The organism is Sphingobacterium sp. UBA3519, assembly GCF_002377215.1.
GTDB classification, from domain to species: Bacteria; Bacteroidota; Bacteroidia; order Sphingobacteriales; family Sphingobacteriaceae; genus Sphingobacterium; species Sphingobacterium multivorum.
The window spans coordinates 185643-206942 of record NZ_DFPI01000011.1 but is presented as its reverse complement, the minus strand read 5'-3'; the positions used below and the strand labels follow the sequence as shown (position 1 = coordinate 206942).

14 protein-coding genes are annotated in these 21300 nt (G+C 39.8%); 6 read left to right on the top strand and 8 right to left on the bottom strand.

Annotation, left to right across the window (positions count from 1 at the left end):
* The first annotated feature begins 126 nt into the window (after positions 1–126).
* From B3297_RS06365 to B3297_RS06355, 3 genes are all read left to right on the top strand, one after another.
* Positions 127–1659 (top strand): ligand-binding sensor domain-containing protein, encoded by a 1533-nt coding sequence (locus B3297_RS06365; RefSeq protein WP_286778585.1) that lies wholly within the window; start codon positions 127–129, stop codon positions 1657–1659.
* 30 nt (positions 1660–1689) lie between these two features.
* The gene (locus tag B3297_RS06360; protein WP_286778584.1) at positions 1690–2655 is read left to right on the top strand and encodes a triple tyrosine motif-containing protein; all 966 of its coding nucleotides are present in this window, start codon (positions 1690–1692) and stop codon (positions 2653–2655) included.
* A gap of 150 nt (positions 2656–2805) precedes the next feature.
* Positions 2806–4008: a hybrid sensor histidine kinase/response regulator transcription factor gene (locus B3297_RS06355; protein ID WP_286778583.1), complete on the top strand. Its 1203-nt coding sequence runs from the start codon at positions 2806–2808 to the stop codon at positions 4006–4008.
* Between the two features lie 126 nt (positions 4009–4134).
* Here B3297_RS06355 and B3297_RS06350 read toward each other — a convergent pair whose 3' ends face one another.
* Positions 4135–5382, bottom strand: coding sequence for a glycoside hydrolase family 88 protein (locus B3297_RS06350; RefSeq protein ID WP_070561558.1), 1248 nt, complete (start codon positions 5380–5382; stop codon positions 4135–4137).
* 151 nt (positions 5383–5533) lie between these two features.
* Positions 5534–7678, bottom strand: a complete 2145-nt coding sequence (locus B3297_RS06345; RefSeq protein ID WP_070561559.1) for a glycosyl hydrolase family 95 catalytic domain-containing protein — start codon at positions 7676–7678, stop codon at positions 5534–5536.
* Between the two features lie 383 nt (positions 7679–8061).
* On the opposite strand from B3297_RS06345, the gene B3297_RS06340 reads away from it, so the two are divergent.
* The 3 genes from B3297_RS06340 to B3297_RS06330 all read left to right on the top strand — a co-directional run bounded on the left by B3297_RS06340 (position 8062) and on the right by B3297_RS06330 (position 14146).
* Positions 8062–9330 carry a Gfo/Idh/MocA family oxidoreductase gene (locus B3297_RS06340; protein WP_046674856.1) on the top strand — a complete coding sequence of 423 codons (1269 nt, stop codon included), beginning with the start codon at positions 8062–8064 and terminating at the stop codon, positions 9328–9330.
* A gap of 12 nt (positions 9331–9342) precedes the next feature.
* Positions 9343–12744, top strand: coding sequence for a DUF1080 domain-containing protein (locus B3297_RS06335; RefSeq protein WP_070561560.1), 3402 nt, complete (start codon positions 9343–9345; stop codon positions 12742–12744).
* Positions 12745–12895: 151 nt separating this feature from the next.
* On the top strand, positions 12896–14146 hold the full coding sequence (locus B3297_RS06330) for an ROK family transcriptional regulator (RefSeq protein ID WP_046674854.1): 1251 nt from the start codon (positions 12896–12898) through the stop codon (positions 14144–14146).
* Here B3297_RS06330 and B3297_RS06325 read toward each other — a convergent pair.
* The 6 genes from B3297_RS06325 to rnc all read right to left on the bottom strand — a co-directional run bounded on the left by B3297_RS06325 (position 14143) and on the right by rnc (position 21251).
* A complete protein-coding gene (locus tag B3297_RS06325) occupies positions 14143–14502 on the bottom strand; it encodes a CoA-binding protein (protein WP_070561561.1) in 360 nt (119 codons plus the stop codon). The genes B3297_RS06330 and B3297_RS06325 overlap by 4 nt on opposite strands.
* A 128-nt stretch (positions 14503–14630) precedes the next feature.
* Positions 14631–15821, bottom strand: a complete 1191-nt coding sequence (locus B3297_RS06320) for a serine hydrolase domain-containing protein (protein WP_070561562.1) — start codon at positions 15819–15821, stop codon at positions 14631–14633.
* A 382-nt stretch (positions 15822–16203) separates the two neighbouring features.
* The gene (locus B3297_RS06315; RefSeq protein ID WP_286778582.1) at positions 16204–17835 is read right to left on the bottom strand and encodes a pyruvate dehydrogenase complex dihydrolipoamide acetyltransferase; all 1632 of its coding nucleotides are present in this window, start codon (positions 17833–17835) and stop codon (positions 16204–16206) included.
* Positions 17836–17864: 29 nt separating this feature from the next.
* The gene (pdhA, locus tag B3297_RS06310; protein WP_046674850.1) at positions 17865–18860 is read right to left on the bottom strand and encodes a pyruvate dehydrogenase (acetyl-transferring) E1 component subunit alpha; all 996 of its coding nucleotides are present in this window, start codon (positions 18858–18860) and stop codon (positions 17865–17867) included.
* 243 nt (positions 18861–19103) lie between these two features.
* Positions 19104–20486 (bottom strand): histidine--tRNA ligase, encoded by a 1383-nt coding sequence (hisS, locus tag B3297_RS06305; RefSeq protein WP_070561565.1) that lies wholly within the window; start codon positions 20484–20486, stop codon positions 19104–19106.
* A gap of 24 nt (positions 20487–20510) precedes the next feature.
* Entirely contained in the window at positions 20511–21251 is a 741-nt protein-coding gene (rnc, locus tag B3297_RS06300; protein ID WP_046674848.1) for a ribonuclease III, read from the bottom strand.
* Positions 21252–21300 lie beyond the last annotated feature (49 nt).

Genomic DNA, 21300 nt, shown 5'->3' with positions numbered 1-21300 from the left:
ATTAGTTTTATAATAAAAATTGGTTGTTTAATAGGTCAAAGATGGGTTTATGAGCAAATTAAGAGGGGTGAAATTCATAAATATTTGGGGGTAAAATCTTAAATTTGACACAAATACCCCATAACCATGAGCATACTACCTATTTTATCGCGACAATTTCTGCTGTTGATATCCATCATTTCCCTTTGTCATGCCCAGAATTTAAAATTTGAGACATTAAGCCAGGAGAACGTATTGGATAAACAGGCGGTATTAACAATTGCTCAGGATAAACAAGGTAAACTTTGGTTCGGCGGCGGAGCCAACCTTTTTGTATACGACTCCCAGAATATCACTAATATTCTCGTACAGGATACGGTATTTAAAAAGGTAGATTACATTAACAAGATTGCCATCAACGCAAACAATGACCTTTTCATTGCTACCGCAACGCAGCTATTTATTTTCGATATCGACAAACGCAAAGCGGTATTTAAACAAGGAAAACCTTTTCAAGAAAAAATTGCTGTCGCCGACATACAGTTCCTTTCAGACAAAATATTTCTGTGCACCGACAAAGGGCTCTATCAGGCTATCCCCACAGCGGGTACCTACAATCTCAAAAAACTCATTAACCAATCCCGGGTACAATCGATTATTCAGACAGGACCTGAAACCTATATCATGGCGAGCATGGATGGCATAACGTCTTTTTCATTGAAAAATAATCAAATTTCTACGAACCAGAATCTTATAGCATCTCCCCTGCCGTTAAAAGAGCAGATTTTCAGCACAATGTATCTTCATAAAAACATCCTGTGGGTTGGCACAAAATTGCATGGAATATTCCAATACAACTTCGTTGATAAAAAATGGAATAACCTAACAGAAACAAATAGCAATCTGCTCAGCAATAACATCCGGAAAATTGTCCCAACTAAACAGGGAGACCTACTGATCGGTACATTAAAAGGACTCTCTATCTTTAATGGGGCACCACATTTCTTAAACTATAAACATAATACCTCCGTCAAAAACTCATTGAGTCAAAACTCTATCTATGATATTTTTATTGATCGACAACAGATCACCTGGATAGGAACTTATTTTGGGGGAATCAATGCCATCTACCCCGATCTGATCCCCATACAGCATTATTCAACGCGTTCGCGTCCTGGGCTCAGCCTTAATAGCGATATCACCGGCAGTTTTGCAGAGTCAGAAAATGCGTTTTGGATTGGAACAGAAGAAGAAGGAATCAACAAAATTGACAAAAGAACAGAAACGACCTCTCCTTTGTCTAAATTAACCCAGTCAAACCTGATCAAGGATCTATACGTTAGAGATAACAAAATTTATGCAGCACAGTATGGCGGTGGTTATTCCATTATCGATGCACAATCTGGAAACACACAACACTTTTACCTTGAAAAAGATCTCCTGAATCTCAAAAACAATATTTATAGCATTTACGTCGATCCCGTACATCGCATTTACCTCGGAACCAATAAAGGGCTTTACATCGTCGATCCCGGAAAGCCTGCAGCATATAACGCTGCCTTAAAAACAGGTACAATTGATGATATCCAAGCTGATCATAAACAGCAGACCTATTTTCTTAGAGGCGGGACACTTTTTCGCAAAAAACCGAATGAATCAAACATACGACCAATAAAATAGCTTGATACATTAGCCCTGGGTGGATTTTATGTGCATCCGAATGGTGACATCTGGCTGACGTCAAAAGAAGATCTTTATCATCTTGATCAGCACGATAAGCTTACCAAAGTATCACGTTTTCCAAACAATTCCTTAGGCTGGCCCATCATTGTGAACAATCAAGTGTGGCTTACAAGTAAAAATGGATTAATATGCTACAATCCCAAAACAAAACAGCGTTATCTCCTGAATCAATATGACGGTTTACCGGTCAAAAATCTACTTGGTGCCAAAGTCTTTGCCAGCAAAGCAGGAACACTATTCGTCACGACACTAAATGGTGTAGTTTCTCTAGATACCCGAAAAATTATCTTTAATCAGAACATCCCCGAAGTACTCTTTCGAAATATCTTTCTCGAAGACACGCCATTGAACTACGGACGTTTACAGAAAACGTCAGACCCCAACAGCTACCAGCTCAAACTCCGACACGATGAAAACTTTGTAACGATTAATTTCTCAGGTTCCAATTTCATCAAACCGCAGAAGAACAGATACCGCTATAAGCTCGAAGGTTTCGACAAGGATTGGGTTGAAACAAATACCCCCTCTATACGATATACCAATATTCCTACAGGTATGCACACCTTGACCATTTTCGCCAGTAACAACGATGGTATCTGGAGCAGCATACCCCTGCGGATCAATATCGATATTAAACCTCCCTTTTGGAGGACCTGGTGGGCCTATCTTTTGTATGCCGGCTTGTTTACTCTCGGTGTACATTTTGTTATCAAGTTTGTTGTCGAACGTGAGATGTTGATCAACTCAGAACGGGAACAGGAAAAGAAAATAAAGTTCTTCACACAGATATCCCACGAAATCCGTACACCACTGACTTTGATAACGGCTCCTTTGGATGAAATTATTTCCGAAACAGCCAATCTTACTTCTACCCAGAACAAGGTAAAACGGATAAAAAAGAATGCCAGTAAACTCCTGGGTGTTATCAATTAGCTACTGGATTTTAAAAAATTCGATGACAAACACTTTGTACTGAAGAAAACAGACATCTCTTTTCGGGAATATATAGAAGATACATTCTACCTATTAAATGACCTTGCAAAAGCAAAACACCTCAACTACTATATCCGGCAGCTGGATGCTGTGGGGCTACAATCCATAGATACTGTACAATTTGATAAAGTCATGTTTAACCTCTTATCAAATGCGATCAAGTACACACCAGAACATGGCACAGTTTATCTGGATCTTATCGAAAATGATCACACAATAGCGATCAGTATTATCGATAATGGTATCGGTATCGCTACCGACAACCAATTTAAAATATTTGAAGAGTACTATCGTGAAGAACAGGCTAATGACGTGATCGGAACAGGTATTGGTCTAGCACTTACCAAACAAATTGTGCAGCAGCACGAAGGAGATATTCGCTGCTCAACGATGAATGATGAAAAAGGCCAATGGACTGTATTTACTGTTAGTCTCCCCAAGCAAATAAACCAAAAAACCGGAGTTATACCGCTAGAAATATTAACAAAAGAGACAGAGGAAGCAAACACAACGAATTTAGGCACGCTGGATATTTCCTTAAAGCAGACCATCTTGATTGTAGAGGACAATAGCGAATTATTAGCAGCCGTTGTCAGTCTATTTGAGGAGAGCTTCAGCATTATTACTGCTGTCAATGGTGAGGAAGCCCTTTCTAAAGCATTGGAATATATCCCTGATCTGATTATTTCGGATCTGATGATGCCTTACATGGACGGTGCTCAGCTATGCCAGGCCATTAAAACAAATATGACGACCTGCCATATACCATTCATCTTGCTGACTGCTGTAACCGACAACGATTCCCAAACTTTGGCCTTAGAGCATGGCGCAAACATCTATTTGACAAAACCTTTCGACAATAAACAGCTTTTTCTTTCTGCACACAATCTCATAGCGGTCAGTCAGAAAAGAAGCAAGGAATTTGAAGTCAAAACGGCTATATTCGACAATGAACTCGATGCACAATTTATCTCATCCCTAAATCAGTTGATTGAAGAAAATATCCAATCAGATGGCTTTGATGTCAATTTTATAGCGCGAACAATGGGAATGAGCGCACCAATCCTCTATCGCAAGCTAAAAGCCATATCCAATTTGTCACTCAACAATTATGTAAAAACGTATAGGCTAAACAAAGCGAAAGAGTTACTAACATCCGCAATGAATATCAGTGAAATCGCTTATGCCGTAGGCTTTTCCGACAGGAAATACTTCAGTAAGGAATTTAAAAAACAGTTCGGATACAATCCGTCAGAGCAAACAACAAATTCTAGCCAGACCACTGAAACTTAGTGATATTTCAAAGTAGTCTAGATCCTATCCCATAAAAAAAGAGATGTCTCTAACATCTCTTTTTTTATCTATACCTGTGTACTTAAAACGAGTTAATTTATCAACGACAAGCTTTCTTTGATGGTCCTATTTAGCGATCTCTTTGATCATTGGCTCTCCTGACAATAGGCGTTGATAACGCACCAAGGCTTCAACATAGTAATAATCTGCATAAGTCAAAGGCACATCGATTTCGGAATTCAATGGCAACGCTCCAACACTATGTTGTAAAATGTAACCGCCATTTTGACCATAAGGAGCAAGATAAGGCGCCTTCGACAGGTTTTTAAGAATAATTTCTGCTTTGTTAAAATAGTTCACAGCCTCACTTCCCTTTGTGTATTGCGAAAGTTCTAATAAAGCCGATGCATACAATGCCGCTGCCGACACATCCCGAAGGTCCTTATTTGGATACATTTTGTCCGACTGCGCAATTTTATCTTTATCAAAATCCCAGTAAGGAACCAGATCAGCAGGCATATTTGGGTTACTTAAGATATATTTTGCGATTTGCTGTGCCTGCTTCAAAAATTCTTTCTTCTTGGTTTCGCGATACATCATCGTATAACCATAGAGTGCCCATCCCTGCCCTCTTGACCATGCCGATTCATCAAATGCACCCTGATGTGTTTTTTTTCCAATAGCCTTACCAGTCTTCTTATCATAATCGATCACATGGTAGGAACTATAATCTTTTCTGAAGTGATTTTTCAAGGTTGTTTCGGCATGAGCTACCGCAATGTCATAGAATTTTTTATCTCCAGTCATTTTAGATACCTGTGTCAAAAATTCCAAATTCATCATGTTATCAATGATTACAGGATATTGCCATGATCCGTGATCCCAAGAACGAATTGTTTTGGTAACGGGACTATAGCGAGATGCTAGGGAATTCGCACCAGTGCTGAGTATCGGCTCATACTTTTGCGTATCTCCCGTGAGACGAAGTGCATTTCCAAAACTACAGAATAACATAAATCCTAAGTCATGCGTACCCTTGTTGTTCTTTTCTTTCTCCAGATACGTCAATTTCTCAGTTGCTTTCTTTAATAATCCCTCATCTTTGGTGCCTTCATATAAATACAGCAATGTCCCCGGATAGAAGCCCGAACACCACCAACTGGATGAAGAAAATACCTCTTTCCCATTTTCGAAAGTTTTTGGAAACTTTTCTGCCGGCGTTTCATTCGCCAGGACTTTTATTTGCTTTGCTGCAGCATCTAACTGTTGCTGAATGAACTCTTTGGATAGATTCGGTTTTGCTGTTTGGGCCTGAACGACAGTCGAAGTGCCCAAAACGGCCAATAATAACACAGAAAGTTGTTTTAATTTCATTATTTTTTATTCGTTTATTTTTATTTGGTCAGCGCATGAGCGCGTCAATTCTATAGTTAAATAATCAGCTCTTTTCTCCATTTTAATATGGAGCGTGGGTTCAAAGCATCTGCCTATCCAGCTTTTCCTGTCTTCCTTTCTCTAAGCTCGATTATCCATGTGCGTTGATCAAAGCGACTGCTCCCTTATCGAGCTGCAGATCAATTATTCCGTCTTGCGCTACAGTAAAGGTACCTTTTCCCTGTATTTTTACCTCTGGTGTTCCGATATCGGATTTTAAACGTAGACGACCGCCATATTGACTTCGGATTTGGATGCCGACCGTTTTTCCATTTTTACGCTCCGCTGATACGAGATTTCCACCATCTGTCAAAAAATTGGTAAAGGAAACATCCTTCCATTTAGAAGGAATTGCAGGAAACACACGTAATATGCCATTCCAATACTGCATACACAGTTCTTGAATACTCGCCATCGCTGCGAGTGGGGTTTCTATCACCGGACCGCTTTCGGCATATAGTGTATTGGATTTAAAATATTTCTGTAACAAAACATCCAGCGAAGCCAAAGCCGAATTTCCTCTCCCCATCATGGCATACATTGAGGCAGCACCCGTAAATGAATAGCCCTGTAACCATTGCTTTTGGCTCTGCCAATGTGCAATAGAACGTTCAATAAGCGCTTGGTTATTTGCCTGATCCCAGTTTATGTCGTAAAACGGATAAATCATCATGAGATGCGAATAATGACGATGCGACTCACCATAGGGAAGGTCTCTTGCGATCATAAAGCCATCGGCATCTTGTGGATAATCAATCAAGTTGGCTAACACGTCTTTCCAGACCGCATAAAGTTTATCCTTGCCGCCTCTTTCTTGATCCAGCTCTATAAGTGTCTTGAGTCCCCACCTGAAAATGGAAAGATCATAATTTGTATCATAAGCATAACCTTTAGGGTATTCCGGTGAATAGGTTTTCACCCCGATATGGTATTTACCCTGTTGGTCCTTTTGCAATAAGTGCAAATGATAATTTATAGCTTCCTTCAGTAGCGGGAACAAGCGATCATATACTTCCTGAGAAAGGGTCGCTCGATAATACTGATAATAACTATGCAGAAGCCAAACGAGATTTCCCAATTCTTTTTCTCCATCGGAAGCGCCTTCCAGCGCAACATTTTTTGCCAGAAGAACCGGACTCCATAAACTTGGTCCCGAGGAGCGACCTACAGCCAAACTATTATAGCGATAAGGCTCGGGAACATTTTGTCTTAGCTTATCTTTATTTCGATCAATCATCTGGATCAACGAGTTTGCAATACCGAGCTGGTTGGCTTTGAAAACTGGTGAATAAGCAAGTTGCATATTAAGATTAAGCCAGTAAGCTGGCCAAGGAGTTGGACTCGTCCATGGCCCCTGTAAATCCATGGCGGGTTTATCTGACCTTGTTGCACTGGCAAGCTTATACAGTTGCATATCATAAAACCGCTGATAAACCGTATCTGGCAATTCTAGCGTCGATGCCTTAAAATAGTTTGTCCACCACTTGCGATGGGATGCCAGTCCTTTCGTTAACTGTAGAGCATTAAAATTCCGAACATAATGAATCGCCTTTTTGAAATAAGCAGTCCCATGCTGGCTATAATCTACAGTAATTAAATAGGTATCCACTTCTTTATCAGATTTGCTCCAATAAGCCGTTACATACCCTCCCCCCGCTAAGAGAGGCTGGTCAAAATATTTAATTCCGCCTTGTGTACCAAAACTGCCTTTTGGATTTGTCGGATAGTTTTTCGGTTTTTGCGTATAGCTGAATCCCATCCTTGGGCTGATGGCTTCGTCGGGTTTCCATGTAAGCTGGTAATTCCCGTTAAAATCTTTTTTAAATACCTCCAGCAAGATAATATTGTCATTCGATAAGGTGGTTGTCCGAATTCTCATTATGCCCTTATCCGTGCTGACTTTCGCCTCTGCATAAGCATCTTTTAAATAAATTTCTCCTTGTGCCTGTACAATCGGGCTTTCAAATTCCATTTCAAAATGACCTAACGACATACGCGCCTGATCAAACAATTTATCGGCCGAATTCGCGCGATGATCATAAACATCAGTTCGTCCAATATCCACACGCATTGAATTCTTGCCGGCTAAGTAAGTCATCGTTCCCAGTAGACCATTTCCGGTAAATACACCTTCATAGATCGTATGACCCAACACGGGAATTCTAAATTGAGCTGATCCTCCAAATGGCCGGCATAGGATGCAAACGAGTAAAAATAGTATTCTTAGATTCATCATTAGGATTTAATGCTATCAGAGCGACCATAAAGATGCTGGATTATTCGACTGAAATCAAGCCTCTTTTACGAAAACGATTGAGAAAAATTGATCGGTAGGGCTTTCCGAATCTATCCGACAGGTCGGTTACCAAGCTGAAATGTAACAATTTAGCAGACACAATGACGTGGCATAGGCAAAAATTGGACACTATATATGAAAGAAATGAATTCAACAGTATTCTTTTGTTATTTTTTAATAAAACACAAATAAACAATACGTAAAATTTTAGTTATCAGTTTACATTTATCAGTTTTTTATCTATTTTTAAGATTAAATATCCAATGCCGTTATTTTTAACAGCCTAATAGTGGATCAATTATAAAACAACTAATCCAACCAAAATGAAAGAACAGAATTCATCAAGGCGTGATTTCATAAAAAAATCCGTGGTCGGTGCTGCGGCATTTTCTATTGTACCACGCTTTGTACTCGGAGGACAGGGCTATCTTGCTCCGAGCGACCATCTAACCAAAGGTGTAATTGGTGTCGGCAATATGGGGCGTGGACACTTTGGCTACGCCGGAACTAAAACAGTAGCTATTTGTGATGTGGACAAAACCCATCTGGCGGCAGCACAAGCAGACTTAGGCGGTGGTGTGAAGGAATACCATGACTTTAGGGAGTTGATTAAATCTCCGGAAGTAGATATCGTACATATTGCTACTCCGCCACATTGGCATGGACTGATGTCCATTGAAGCGGCAAAAGCAGGAAAAGATATCTGGTGTGAAAAACCGATGACACGCACTATCGGTGAAGGTAAAAAAGTGAAAGAAGCCATTGCACAGCATGGTAATATCTTTCGTTTAAATACCTGGTTTCGTTTTAAGGATGATTTTTATGGAATGAATGTTCCCGTAAGCAAAATCAAAAAATTAGTTGATACAGGGATGTTGGGTTGGCCTTTGAAAGTGACGATAAGCAAACATACGGGCTTTGACTGGAAATTTTATTGGGTAGGAAAGGAAAACCTACCGGAAGAGAAAGTACCAGCGGAACTTGACTACGATTTTTGGCTAGGCCCAGCACCATACAAACCTTATAATAAGCACCGTGTACATACGACCTTTAGAGGATATTGGGATTATGATGGCGGCGGCCTAGGAGATATGGGACAACACTATATGGATCCTGTTCAATACTTCTTAGGAAAAGACAACGAAAGTCCCGTTACTGTTGACGTTGATGCTCCGCAGCAACATCCGGATGCCGTGGGCACATGGAGACGAATTACATTTACCTATGCCGATGGTTGTCAGATCATTCTAGATGGTGAAGCGAAAGATGAAAAGGCAGCCTATATTGAAGGTCCAAAAGGTAAATTATATCGAGGGTTTCAATCAGATATACCAGATTTGGAAAGAAAACTTGCACAATATCCTGAACCAGCACCACAGATTACCGACTTCCTGGAATCTGTGCGCACAAGAGAAAAGTTTGCACTGAATGAAATCAATGGACACCGTTCTTGTACTTTGGTCAACATGGGGTTAGCAGCATTGCGACTAAACAGATCATTAAAATACGACTCTCAAAACGAGCTATTTATTAATGATGACGCCGCAAATAGACTGATTCACCAACCAATGAGAGGCCCTTGGTCTATTTAAAAAGAAATCCCAATGAAAAGAATATTCAATTCGCTGACTGTATTGCTTCTTATATCTAGTGCAACTTACGCTCAGCAACCACAAAATAGAACGACTGCAACCAAAATAGCAGACGTATTGGCACAGCAGCCTGCCGAAGACAAAGAAAAATTTTTGCTTGCCATGCATGAGTTGGAAGGTTTTTCGTCTGACGACGTTGTCACTTTCCTCAAGGGACTTAAAGCACCGGGAAGCAATAATGCTCCGATAGAATTTGCAGCAAACAGCTATTCATTCTATGTAAATCAACCAGGTAAAGAACAGCATAAAAGAGTTTTTGTTGAAGGTTTGGCAAAATCCATCTCGCAATTGAGTGAACCAACAAATCAGGTCTTTGCCCTACGCCTATTACGTCAATGTGCAGATAATACCGCTATACCCGCTGTCGCAAATTGCTTGGCAAACGATTATCTTGCCGATGCTGCAGCGAGAACTCTGGTATCTATTCGTACCCCTGAGTCGACAGCAGCATTAGAAAAAGCTTTAGCTGCGTCAACGACAGAGAAAACTGCTATTGCCTTAGTTACTGCACTCGGAGATTTAAAGGATAAAAATGCTGAAAATGCTATTTTGGGATTGACCAAAAAATATAATTCGGACGGTTTTCAACGGACAGCATTAATCGCATTAAGCAAAATAGGTGGCACAGCTTCTGAATCGCTGTTCCAGGAAAAACTAACTGCTGCAGGTTACAGCTACGACAAATTTGATGCGGTTGGTCTTGGTATCGACTATGCCCAAGCATTGATCGACAATAAGCATGATCAAGATGCAATCAAGTTTCTGAACAAATTTTTCCAAGAATCCCAAAAAGCCAAATCAATCAACGGTCAAATTGCATCGCTTAAATTATTGACAACTCTTGACCCGGCGAAACAACAAAAGAACTTATTAGCAGCAGTTAAGAGCGATAATGGTGCTTACCGTAACATTGCTTTACAATTACTCGGAAAATACGGAAAGGGCAGCGACGCAAAAAGCTTGCTTGCTTTAGCAAGCAAGGGTACGCCTGAAGTTCAAGAAAGTGTATTGAACTACTTAGCCCACAATGGTTCGGCAAGCAGTTTAAAACTAATCCAGGCGTTAGTAAATAAAACACAATCTCCAGTAACTAAATTAGCTGGATTAAGTGCACTAAATACACTATCACAGGGAAAAGAAACCAATACTTTAATCCAGGCTCTCAACACAGATCAACAGTTCAACAATTCGGTAAAGGCGTTGATCCTATCATCTAAAGATGCAAATGTTGTTACCGATGTCAACAATGCGCTCGCCACGGTAGATGACGACAAAAAGATTCAATTACTGGATATTTTAAGTAAACGTTCCAACAATGCGTCATCCAAAGCTGTATTAGCAATAAAGAGTTCAAATCCTGCTGTCGAAGAAGCGATCAACAAAGCACTTCCCAATGTTGCCCAGGAGTCGGATTTAGAAGAACTATTCAATAGGCTAAACAATACGACAGATAATAAATCTGCCGTTCTATTGCAGCGTGCCATTGTCAATGTGATTCAGTCAAGCACAAATTCAAAAGGATTAACAGAAAAACTAGCAACTAATATAGCGAAATCAGCAGCGCCTAATACCGCTAAATATTTCCCTATTTTTGCTGGGCTTGGTGACGCACAGTCATTGAAAGCTGTAACTGCATACCTTAACAATAATAATACAAGTCTACGGTCAGCAGCAATTGAATCTTTGGCTGGCTGGTCTTCCTCCAACGCACTTCCAGAATTGGTATCTCTTTCCCGAACAGAAAAAGACGATAATCTGTTCAATACGGTATACCGGGGATTAATTAAATCAATTTCTTCTTCTTCGAATACGCCTGAACAGAAAACGTTGTTATTAAGAGATGCATTCAGCGTTGCCAAAACAGCAGATCAGAAAAAAGCAGCATTATCGGTGTTACAACCTACAGGAACATACCAGTCTTTAGTTTTTGCCGCCGACTTAATGAACGATGCACAACTGGGCGGAACTGCTGCCAATGTAGCAATGAACATTGCAATGGACAACAAGTTCTATGGAAAAAAGGTCAGAGAGGTTCTTGAACAGGTAATCGGTAAATTGTCGGGTAGTGAAAGTGGATACCTTAAAGAAGCCGTTGTTCGCTATCTCGCTGAAATGCCCATCAAAGAGGGTTACGTTTCGATGTTCAATGGTAAAGACCTAAGTGGCTGGAAAGGTTTGGTAGCGGATCCGATCAAACGTAGTAAGATGAAGGAGAAAACTTTAGCAGCAGAACAAGCTAAAGCCGATGACATCATGCGCAAAGGCTGGACAGCATCCAATGGCGAAATTACCTTCAGTGGTAAAGGAGATAACCTGGCTACCGTAAAAAAATATGGCGATTTTGAAATGCTTGTAGATTGGAAATTGGAGAACTATGGTGGTATAGAAGGTGATGCCGGTATTTACTTGAGAGGTACTCCACAAGTACAGATTTGGGATATTGCGAATACAAGAGTCGGTGCCCAAGTTGGCTCTGGTGGATTATATAACAACCAGAAAAATGAAAGCAAACCATTGAAGGTTGCCGACAATGCTACCGGCGAATGGAATACGTTTAAAATCAAAATGGTAGACGATAAAGTCACGGTTTGGTTAAATGGACAGTTAGTAACTGATAATATTCCTCTTGAAAACTATTGGGATAGAAACCAATCCATTTTCCCTACCGAACAAATTGAGTTACAAGCGCATGGTTCAGTTGTTTATTATAGAGATCTTTTTATCAAGGAATTCCCAAGAAAGCAAATCTTTAAATTGAGCGATCAAGAGAAAAAAGAAGGTTTTGAAGTACTTTTTGATGGAACAAACCTCGACAAGTGGACAGAAAACCAAGCCTATGTCATCAATGACGAAGGTTATATCTGGGTGTATCCAAATGCAAAATTTGGTGGAAACCTCTACACAAAAGAAGAATACGCAGACTTCATTTATCGCTTCGACTTCAAATTGACCCCTGGTGCCAACAATGGTGTGGGAATAAGGGCTCCTCTAGAGGGGGACGCCGCATATGAGGCAATGGAAATCCAGGTACTTGATGATGGCGCAGATGTTTATAAAGACTTGAAGCAATACCAATATCACGGTTCGATTTATGGTGTTGTTCCTGCCAAAAAAGGTCATTTAAAACCTGTAGGTGAATGGAACTCCGAGGAAATAGTCGTGAAAGGAAATCGTATCAAAGTTACACTAAATGGCGCTGTTATTGTTGATGCGGATATCGCCGAGGCAAGCAAAAACGGAACCTTGGATGGCAAACAACATCCTGGACTTAAACGAACCTCTGGTCATATCGGGTTCCTTGGACACGGTACCGAAGTATTCTTTAAAGATATTCGAGTAAAAAAACTCAAATAGTCTTAACTTATACGTAGAAAGGGGATAAGGAATCTTATCCCCTTTTTGCTAATTAGCCCACTTGTTTGTCAAGTGAGAAAAATAACCAAATGATTCCAAAACTTTTGCTAAATTAAAGCCCTGAGGATTCTATTTCAAAATATGATGTTTTATGACTAAAGCCGTAAACTTACTGATTAACAAAAAATTGGAGAGTAAACCTGAAAAGAAAAATCTGTTCAATAAAATCTCCATTATAAAATTAATAGCCGAATTAGGATCTGTATCGGTAAATGACATTGTAAAAAACCTCTATTTAAGCCTGCCTACGGTGAATAGCCTCATTGCAGAGTTGCTGGAAGATGATTTTATCCGTCAATTTGACAAAGGAGAATCTATTGGCGGACGTAAACCCAATTTATATAAGCTATGTGATGGATTGTTTCAGGTGCTTTCGATTGAGCTCCAACGTTTCTCTATCACTATGAGCATAATGGACAACAACCAGAACATTATTGCTGAAACTGTTGAGCTGGATAATGAATTATCTCGCAATGGAGAAAATCTAGCCGCTATCACACAAATCGTTGATCAATATCTTATCGATAAATCAGTTGATATCGAGAACCTAACAGGGATTATCATTGGTATGCCTGGGCTAATCAACGCTGAAGAAGGTACCAACGAGACTTTTTTACATGACGACAATCAATCCATAACAAATTATTTTGAGCGCATATATAAAAAACCAGTCTTCATTCTCAATGACGTCAAAGGCGCTGCTTATGCTGAATTGAAATTTGGATTGGCAAAAAACACAAAAAACAGTTTAATTATCCTAATGGATTGGGGGATTGGTTTAGGAATCGTGTCCAATGGCGAAGTCTATCTGGGACGTGATGGCTACTCCGGCGAAGTGGGACATATGCCCTTTATCGATAATGGCGAACTATGCTACTGTGGGAAAAGAGGTTGTTTGGAAACCGTAGCTTCCGGAATTGCTTTAGTCAACAATGCGAAACAGGAAATCCAGAAAGGAGAGCTGACTAAATTAAACGAATTGCAACCCGATGAATTACAACATTTAACACCAACGCATATTATTGAAGCTGCAAACAAAGGTGATCAATTTGCAATAAACCAGATTTCAAAACTAGGGACAAATCTAGGGAAAGCATTTGCATCCTTGATACAGCTCCTCAACCCCGAATTGATCGTATTGGGGGGGAAAATTGCAAAAGCAAATGAACTGATCACGATTCCGATACAGCAAGCCATCAATTCTTATACCATGGCAATATTGAAGGAACATTGTGACATAAAAGTGTCAAGCCTAAATCTCGACAGCAATACCGTGGGACTTACAAATTATTTTATCACGAAGTACCTATCGGTTGAATTGCTTCATAAATCCAAAATCTAAAACTGCCCTGTACTCAACAAGACAAGAGTACAGGCTCTTTCTGTCTTAATACCGTGCTCCATAGCGAGCTGTTCCAATGCTGAATTCTCCGCACCAGGATTAAATATTATTCGTTTTGGCTTCGTCGCTAATATATAATCGTAATATTCTTTCTGATTAGGCTCACTAAGATACATTGTCACCGTATCAATATCTGTATGGATATCACCTTTCTTTTCAATAGGAACTCCGGCGGCTTCTCCTCCACTCAAGCCAATATTAACGATAGCATGCCCATGTTTATGCAACATATTTGCGGCTTTATTCGAATAACGTGAAGGATTGGTACTAGCACCTAAAATCAATGTTTTTTTCATCCCTTTTTATATCTTTTGTGTTTACCTGTTGCATGCATACTCAGGGCATGTAGATTATCTTCTTTGCCTTCTCGTTACAATAGGATAAAGAAGATAATCTAAATTCTCAAAGTAGCATCGCTCAAAAATTACTCATCGATGATAAAATCACCATGGTTGCTATAGGCATTTTTACGCAATACCGGCATTCCCATGATTTTATAAAGCTCATCCAATTTGACCAAGCTTCCATTGGTCATATTAGAAAGTAAAACAATAACAATGTTTCTTTTTAAATCTCTTACATAAATATGTCTAAAACCGTGCCACCAGCCTGTATGGTATACGATATGATCATTACCATGCTCAAAGGTACGCCAACCATAACCATAGCTAAAAATTCCTTTTTTGGCATCGGGATATCCTCGGTATGCTGAATCCAATGTTGACTGCTTTAACAATCGTCCATCTCTCAAAGCCAGATCAAAACGATAAAGGTCACGCACTGTACTATAAATTCCTTTGTCACCAAGCGGTCCATCCTGAAAATTTTGCACCACCGATCTTCGCCATACCTTATCATGCCCGATAACGTTGGTCGGAATTTTATCATACACGGCCTTAGAGAGTGCGGCTGTATTTGTCATTCCGGCAACATTGAATACGCTATCTTTCATATACGTCGCATAATCTTGCTTTGATATCTTTTCAATAATGGCCCCTAAGACCATAAAGTTCGAATTATTGTAAAAGAAACGGCCTCCTGGCGCACCATAGCGATTAGGCTTAAATTCGGTCAGCATTTTCATCACATCTTGATTTGTCATTCCTTTCTTGCGATCAGGCCAATGTTCCTCCGAAAAATAAACGTAATTAGGTAATCCCGAGCGGTGTGTCAATAACATTTTTATGGTAATACCAGGATAAGGAAAATCCGGATAGAAGTCATTGATCGTTTGATCGAGACGTAGCTTTCCTGCCTCCACTAACTTCAAAATTCCGACAGCTGTTAACGGTTTAGAAACTGAAGCGAGTTCAAATTTGTCATCTATTTTTAGACTATCCCGTTTTAAGTAATTGGCCCAGCCGAATATATTCTGATATAAGATTTTCCCATCTTTAGCAACAAGAACGTTCCCATTGAATGCAGCTTTTGAATGAAGGTTTTTCATAAAAGCATCGATTTTCTGATCTGCATTATTTGGATTATAGACGAGTCTCGTGCTATCTGCTTTTGCCTGCGCTATTGCTGCTTCCTTCTGTTTTTTCTCTTTTGAACTACAAGCCACTGTAGATACCATCAAAAGAGCGACCATTCCCTTTAAAAAAAATAATTTCACTATACTAAGTCTCCCGGATTTTTGTGTTTTATGTATTGTTTATCAATAAATACCTCCTATTTCCTTTGTTCTAAACAACATTAAATTATTGAAGCTCGTAATAGAAGGACCAGCCTACTGATAATAATGCTAAAATGAAGATTTTAGTATAAAAAAACGAATTTTTCACCACAATAATTGATATTCATCGGATATGTTACCTTTTTTATGTGCGCAGTCTCTTTCACTCTAGCAACGGACAACCTGGGCTTACTTCAAACAAATGGATAACGATGGAAAACTATAGGTAAAAAAACTTTTCCCTATCATAAGATTAACCAATTAAGGCCATAAAAAAAGCCACCTTATTACTAAAGTGGCTTTTAATTCCTCAACTAAAGGATTATGCTAATAATCTTACTGGATTTTCAACCAAAGATTTTAATGTTTGCAAAAATGCAGCTCCAGTTGCACCATCGACCACGCGGTGATCACAACCCAATGTCACTTTCATTACATTACCAGAAACTACAGCACCGTTTTTAACAACAGGAACTGCTTGAATAGCACCAACAGAAAGGATTGCTCCATCTGGTGAGTTGATAATGGATGTAAATTCGTCAATTCCAAACATACCTAAGTTGGACACTGTAAATGTAGATCCTTCCCAATCGGCAGGCTGTAATTTTTTAGCTTTCGCTTTTTGAGCGAAGTCTTTCACCTCTGCAGAGATATGCGACAATGATTTACCATCTGCAAAACGCACAACAGGGACTAATAAACCATCTTCAACAGCCATTGCAACACCAATGTTGGTATGCTCATTGAAACGGATTTTATCACCTTGCCATGAAGAGTTTACGGCAGGATGTTTTTTCAAGGCAACAGCAACAGCTTTTACAACGATATCATTGAAAGAAACTTTTACTGGAGCAACCTCATTAATCTGCGCACGAGCAGCCATTGCATTGTCCATGTCAATTGATACAGTCAAATAGAAGTGTGGAGCTGTAAACAATGACTCTGCTAGACGACGCGCAATAGTTTTACGCATTTGGTTAACTGGTTTTTCAGTATAACGCTCTTCACCAACAAATGTAGGTAAAGTGATTGCTTTTGCTTCTGTTGCAGGAGCGGCTGCAGCTTTTGTTTCCGCAGGTTGTGCAGCAACAGGAACAAATGATTCTACGTCTTTCTTCACAATACGGCCACCATCTGCGGAACCTTTGATATCACTTAAGTTGATACCTTTCTCCTGTGCAATTTTACGTGCTAAAGGAGAAGCTTTCACACGAGAATCATCGCTTGAAGTCGATGCTACCGGTGCGGCAGTTACAGCAGCAGCTGAGTCAGCTTTAGGAGCTTCAGCAGTTTCTGCCTTTGCAGGTGCAGATTTTTGATTTAACAAAGGTGTGATATCAGTTCCTGCAGGACCAACGATCGCGATGATGTCGTTAACCTTTGCCGCTTGTCCAGCTTCAAGGCCAACATATAATAAAGTACCATCAGCATAAGCTGTAACTTCCATTGTCGCTTTATCAGTTTCTACATCAGCAATAGCATCGTCAGATTTAATCGTATCACCAACTTTGAAGTTCCATTGCGCAATGACACCCTCTTTCATGGTATCACTTAACAAAGGCATTGTAATTACCGTACATCCCAATTCCTCAGGAGTTACAGTACTAGCCGAAGATTCTGGACCAGAAACTTCTTCTGCTTTTTTTTCTTCTGTTTTTTCCGGTGCTTTTTCAGCTGCAGGCGCATCACCGCTCAACAATGCTTGAAAATCTTCACCTGGCTCACCTAAAACAGCAATAACAGCATCAATAGCTACTGCTTCGCCTTCTTTAGGACCAATATATAAAAGAGTTCCTTCTTGGTAAGACTCAAAGTCCATTGTAGCTTTATCTGTTTCAATCTCAGCTACTAAATCACCAGAATTTACTTTATCACCAACTTTTTTGTGCCATTTCGCGATGACCCCTTCGGTCATTGTATCGCTCATTTTCGGCATTCTTACTACTTCAGCCATTCTTTATTATATTATCAAGTTAAAGAGTATTAATCTAAAATAAATGGATAGTCTTGTTGTACATATACATCTTTGTACAATTCATCTGCAGTTGGATAAGGAGATTCCTCTGCAAATTTTACAGACTCTTCAACGACCTTTTTCACATCAGCCTCAACCTCTGCAAACCAAGCGTCATCCGCATAGTTGTTTTCTAAAATAGCATGTTTAGTCGACAACAATGGATCACGGTCTTTATACGCTTCAAGCTCTTCTTTCGTACGATATTTAGCCGGATCAGACATTGAGTGTCCTTTGTAACGGTATGTACGAATTTCTAAGAACGTTGGACCTTCACCTGCACGAGCACGTTGAACAGCTTCGTCCATCGCATTGTGTACAGCAACAACATCCATTCCATCAACCGGAGCAGAAGGCATATCGAAACCTAAGCCCATTTTGTAAATATCCTGCATGTTCGTTGTACGTTGTACAGAAGTACCCATTGCATAACCGTTGTTTTCACATACGAAGATAACAGGGAGTTTCCACAACATCGCCATGTTCAATGTCTCATTGAATGCACCTTGACGCACAGCTCCATCACCCATATAACAGATATTTACATTATCTGTACCAAGATATTTTTCAGCAAATGCGATACCAGCACCTAAAGGAATCTGACCTCCAACAATACCATGGCCACCCATGAATTTGTGCTCTTTGGAGAAGAAGTGCATAGAACCTCCTTTACCTTTTGAACAACCAGTGATCTTTCCATATAATTCAGCCATACAAGCATTTGCAGAAACGCCTTTAGCCAAAGCGTGGGCGTGATCACGATAAGCAGTGATTAGAGAATCCTCAGGTTTGATTACTGACATCGTTCCAGCGACTACAGCCTCTTGTCCTATGTACAAGTGACAGAAACCACGAATCTTTTGCTGTCCGTAAAGTTGACCTGCTTTTTCTTCAAACTTACGCATAAGTAACATAGACTTATACCACTCCAAATATGTCTCTTTTGTTATAGGTGTTGAACTCATTTCAAAGTTTTGATTTTCTTACTATTCTAGACTACAAATCTAATAATTTTGGACGAATTTCCTTGCCCAAAAATCAATTTTATTTATACTTTAAGACACTTCTAAGACATTTGATTTAAAGTATATAGCATTTGATTACAAATAAATGAACGGCACAATCAAATAAATCAAAAACTTATGAAAATAAAAAAGCCAAAGAACTTAATAATCATTTGGCTTAATCTATTTTATGCAAACTGTTTGCTATCGAAGTTTTTGGATCAGCTCACTTTCAGTTACCTTTACCTGCTCCCCGCTTTCCATGTCCTTTAAGGACAATTGCCCCGATGCAGCCTCCTCTTCACCGACTAATAACACGTAGGGAATACCCTTCCCATCCGCATAACCCATTTGTTTTTTCAATTTTACAGGAGATGCATAGAGTTCCGAAGCGATATTTTCCTTGCGAAGCTTGTTGAGTAAGCTCAGGGTATAACTTTCCAGCTGTTTGTCAAAATTGATGATCAGGAGCTTGGTAGAATCAGCTTTCCCAGCAGGAAATAAGTTCAACTCTTCCAGCACATCATAAATGCGGTCTGCACCAAAGGAAACGCCTACACCGGTCAGTCCCTTCAAACCAAACATTCCTGTAAGATCATCGTAGCGGCCACCTCCACCGATACTTCCCATGGCAACCTCATTCGTCTTGACCTCAAAGATACAGCCCGTATAATAATTGAGACCTCGGGCCAATGTAATATCCAGATCTATAATTTGATGAAGCAACTTTTCTTCAGCACCTAATTTGGCCACATAGTCAAACACATCCTCAATCTCTGCAATACCATTTAAGCCGACAGAAGAAGTTGCTAAAATCGCTTTTAAGGAAGCAAGTTTCTCATCATTTGAGCCTTCCAATAAAATTATAGGTTTCAAAATAGCAAGATCTGCTTCTGTAAAACCCCTTTCCAACAGTTCTTTGTTGACACCTTCCAACCCGATTTTATCCAATTTATCGATCGCGACAGTCATGTCTACGATCAGCTCCGGTTTGCCGATGATTTCAGCAATACCCGAAAGAATTTTCCTGTTGTTGATTTTGATATTAAAATCTTTCAGTCCAAACCGTTCGAAGGCTTCTTGATAAATCAAAATAAACTCCGCTTCATTCAATAGACTTTCTGACCCGACAACGTCGACATCACATTGGTAAAACTCGCGGTATCTTCCGCGCTGCGGACGATCTGCACGCCATACAGGTTGCACCTGAAAGCGCTTAAACGGTAAAGTAATATCATTTTGGTGCATCACAACATAGCGCGCAAAGGGCACCGTAAGATCATATCTTAGTGCTTTCTCGGTTATATGCGGAATGAGCTTATTGGAATTTTTATCGTGAAGCAGGCTGTCGGGCGCTTTTGTCAGGTAGTCACCCGAATTAAGAATCTTAAAGATCAATTTATCACCCTCGTCGCCGTATTTACCGGTGAGGGTCGTCAAATTTTCAAATGAAGGGGTCTGTATTTCATTATAGCCATATTTTCTGAATACCGTTTTCAGTGTATCGAAAATATAGTTGCGTTTGATCATTTCGGAAGGCGAAAAATCACGCGTTCCTTTTGCCAAAGAAGGTTTTACTACTGCCATATTTGGCAAAGTTAATAAAATCCTTTATTCTACTTCCAGAATTTTAAGGAATTCACAGGCTTTTTCGGCGGCAGATTTCTCGGCAGACTTCTTATTAAAATCACGGCCAAGTCCACAAACAATACCATCCACGACCGCTTCAATACTAAACATCTTAGAAGATTCCCCTTCCGGGTTGTCTGTTTGCCGAAATACAATCTCTTTGCCAGTATGTTGACACCACTCGATCAACCGACTTTTAAAGTTTGTTTCCGTCTGTTCCAATAGGTGAATATCGACGTGCGGTTTAATAATTCGATTCAACAAAAAGCTCTTGGTAAAAACATAGCCCCTATCTAGATAAACTGCCCCAATCAATGCCTCAAAAGCATCACCCAATAAAGATCCTTGTTTATTTGGAAAACTGATCATTCGCGCATCAAACTGGATAAGCTCATTAAACCCCAACTTTCTGGAAAGCTGGTTTAGATTTGCTCTACTGACAATTTTTGAGCGCATTTCAGTCAGGAACCCTTCGTCTTTATAAGGATATTTCTTAAATAACAGTTCAGCCACAACCGAACCCAAAACAGCATCACCTAAGAATTCTAAACGTTCGTTGCTATTTTTTGCGCCCTCTTTAATTGTAACGGCGACAGACTTGTGTCTAAACGCCATCTTGTACAGATGTACATTTCCGGGAACAAATCCTAGCAGGTTTTTTAGTTTTCTAACGTATTCCCGATCTGGCGAAAAATATAATTTATATATCCTTGCAAAAGGCATCTCTTCTAAAAATAAGGCGACAAGTCCTAGTTAAAGAACCTGTCGCTAG

Bases quoted from the DNA above. Each gene is read 5' to 3' on its own strand.
- B3297_RS06365 (WP_286778585.1), top strand. From the start codon at position 127: ATGAGCATACTACCTATTTTATCGCGACAATTTCTGCTGTTGATATCC.
- B3297_RS06350 (WP_070561558.1), bottom strand. From the start codon at position 5,382: ATGAAATTAAAACAACTTTCTGTGTTATTATTGGCCGTTTTGGGCACT.
- B3297_RS06345 (WP_070561559.1), bottom strand. From the start codon at position 7,678: ATGATGAATCTAAGAATACTATTTTTACTCGTTTGCATCCTATGCCGG.
- B3297_RS06340 (WP_046674856.1), top strand. From the start codon at position 8,062: ATGAAAGAACAGAATTCATCAAGGCGTGATTTCATAAAAAAATCCGTG.
- B3297_RS06335 (WP_070561560.1), top strand. From the start codon at position 9,343: ATGAAAAGAATATTCAATTCGCTGACTGTATTGCTTCTTATATCTAGT.
- B3297_RS06330 (WP_046674854.1), top strand. From the start codon at position 12,896: ATGACTAAAGCCGTAAACTTACTGATTAACAAAAAATTGGAGAGTAAA.
- B3297_RS06325 (WP_070561561.1), bottom strand. From the start codon at position 14,502: ATGAAAAAAACATTGATTTTAGGTGCTAGTACCAATCCTTCACGTTAT.
- B3297_RS06315 (WP_286778582.1), bottom strand. From the start codon at position 17,835: ATGGCTGAAGTAGTAAGAATGCCGAAAATGAGCGATACAATGACCGAA.
- pdhA (WP_046674850.1), bottom strand. From the start codon at position 18,860: ATGAGTTCAACACCTATAACAAAAGAGACATATTTGGAGTGGTATAAG.
- hisS (WP_070561565.1), bottom strand. From the start codon at position 20,486: ATGGCAGTAGTAAAACCTTCTTTGGCAAAAGGAACGCGTGATTTTTCG.
- rnc (WP_046674848.1), bottom strand. From the start codon at position 21,251: ATGCCTTTTGCAAGGATATATAAATTATATTTTTCGCCAGATCGGGAA.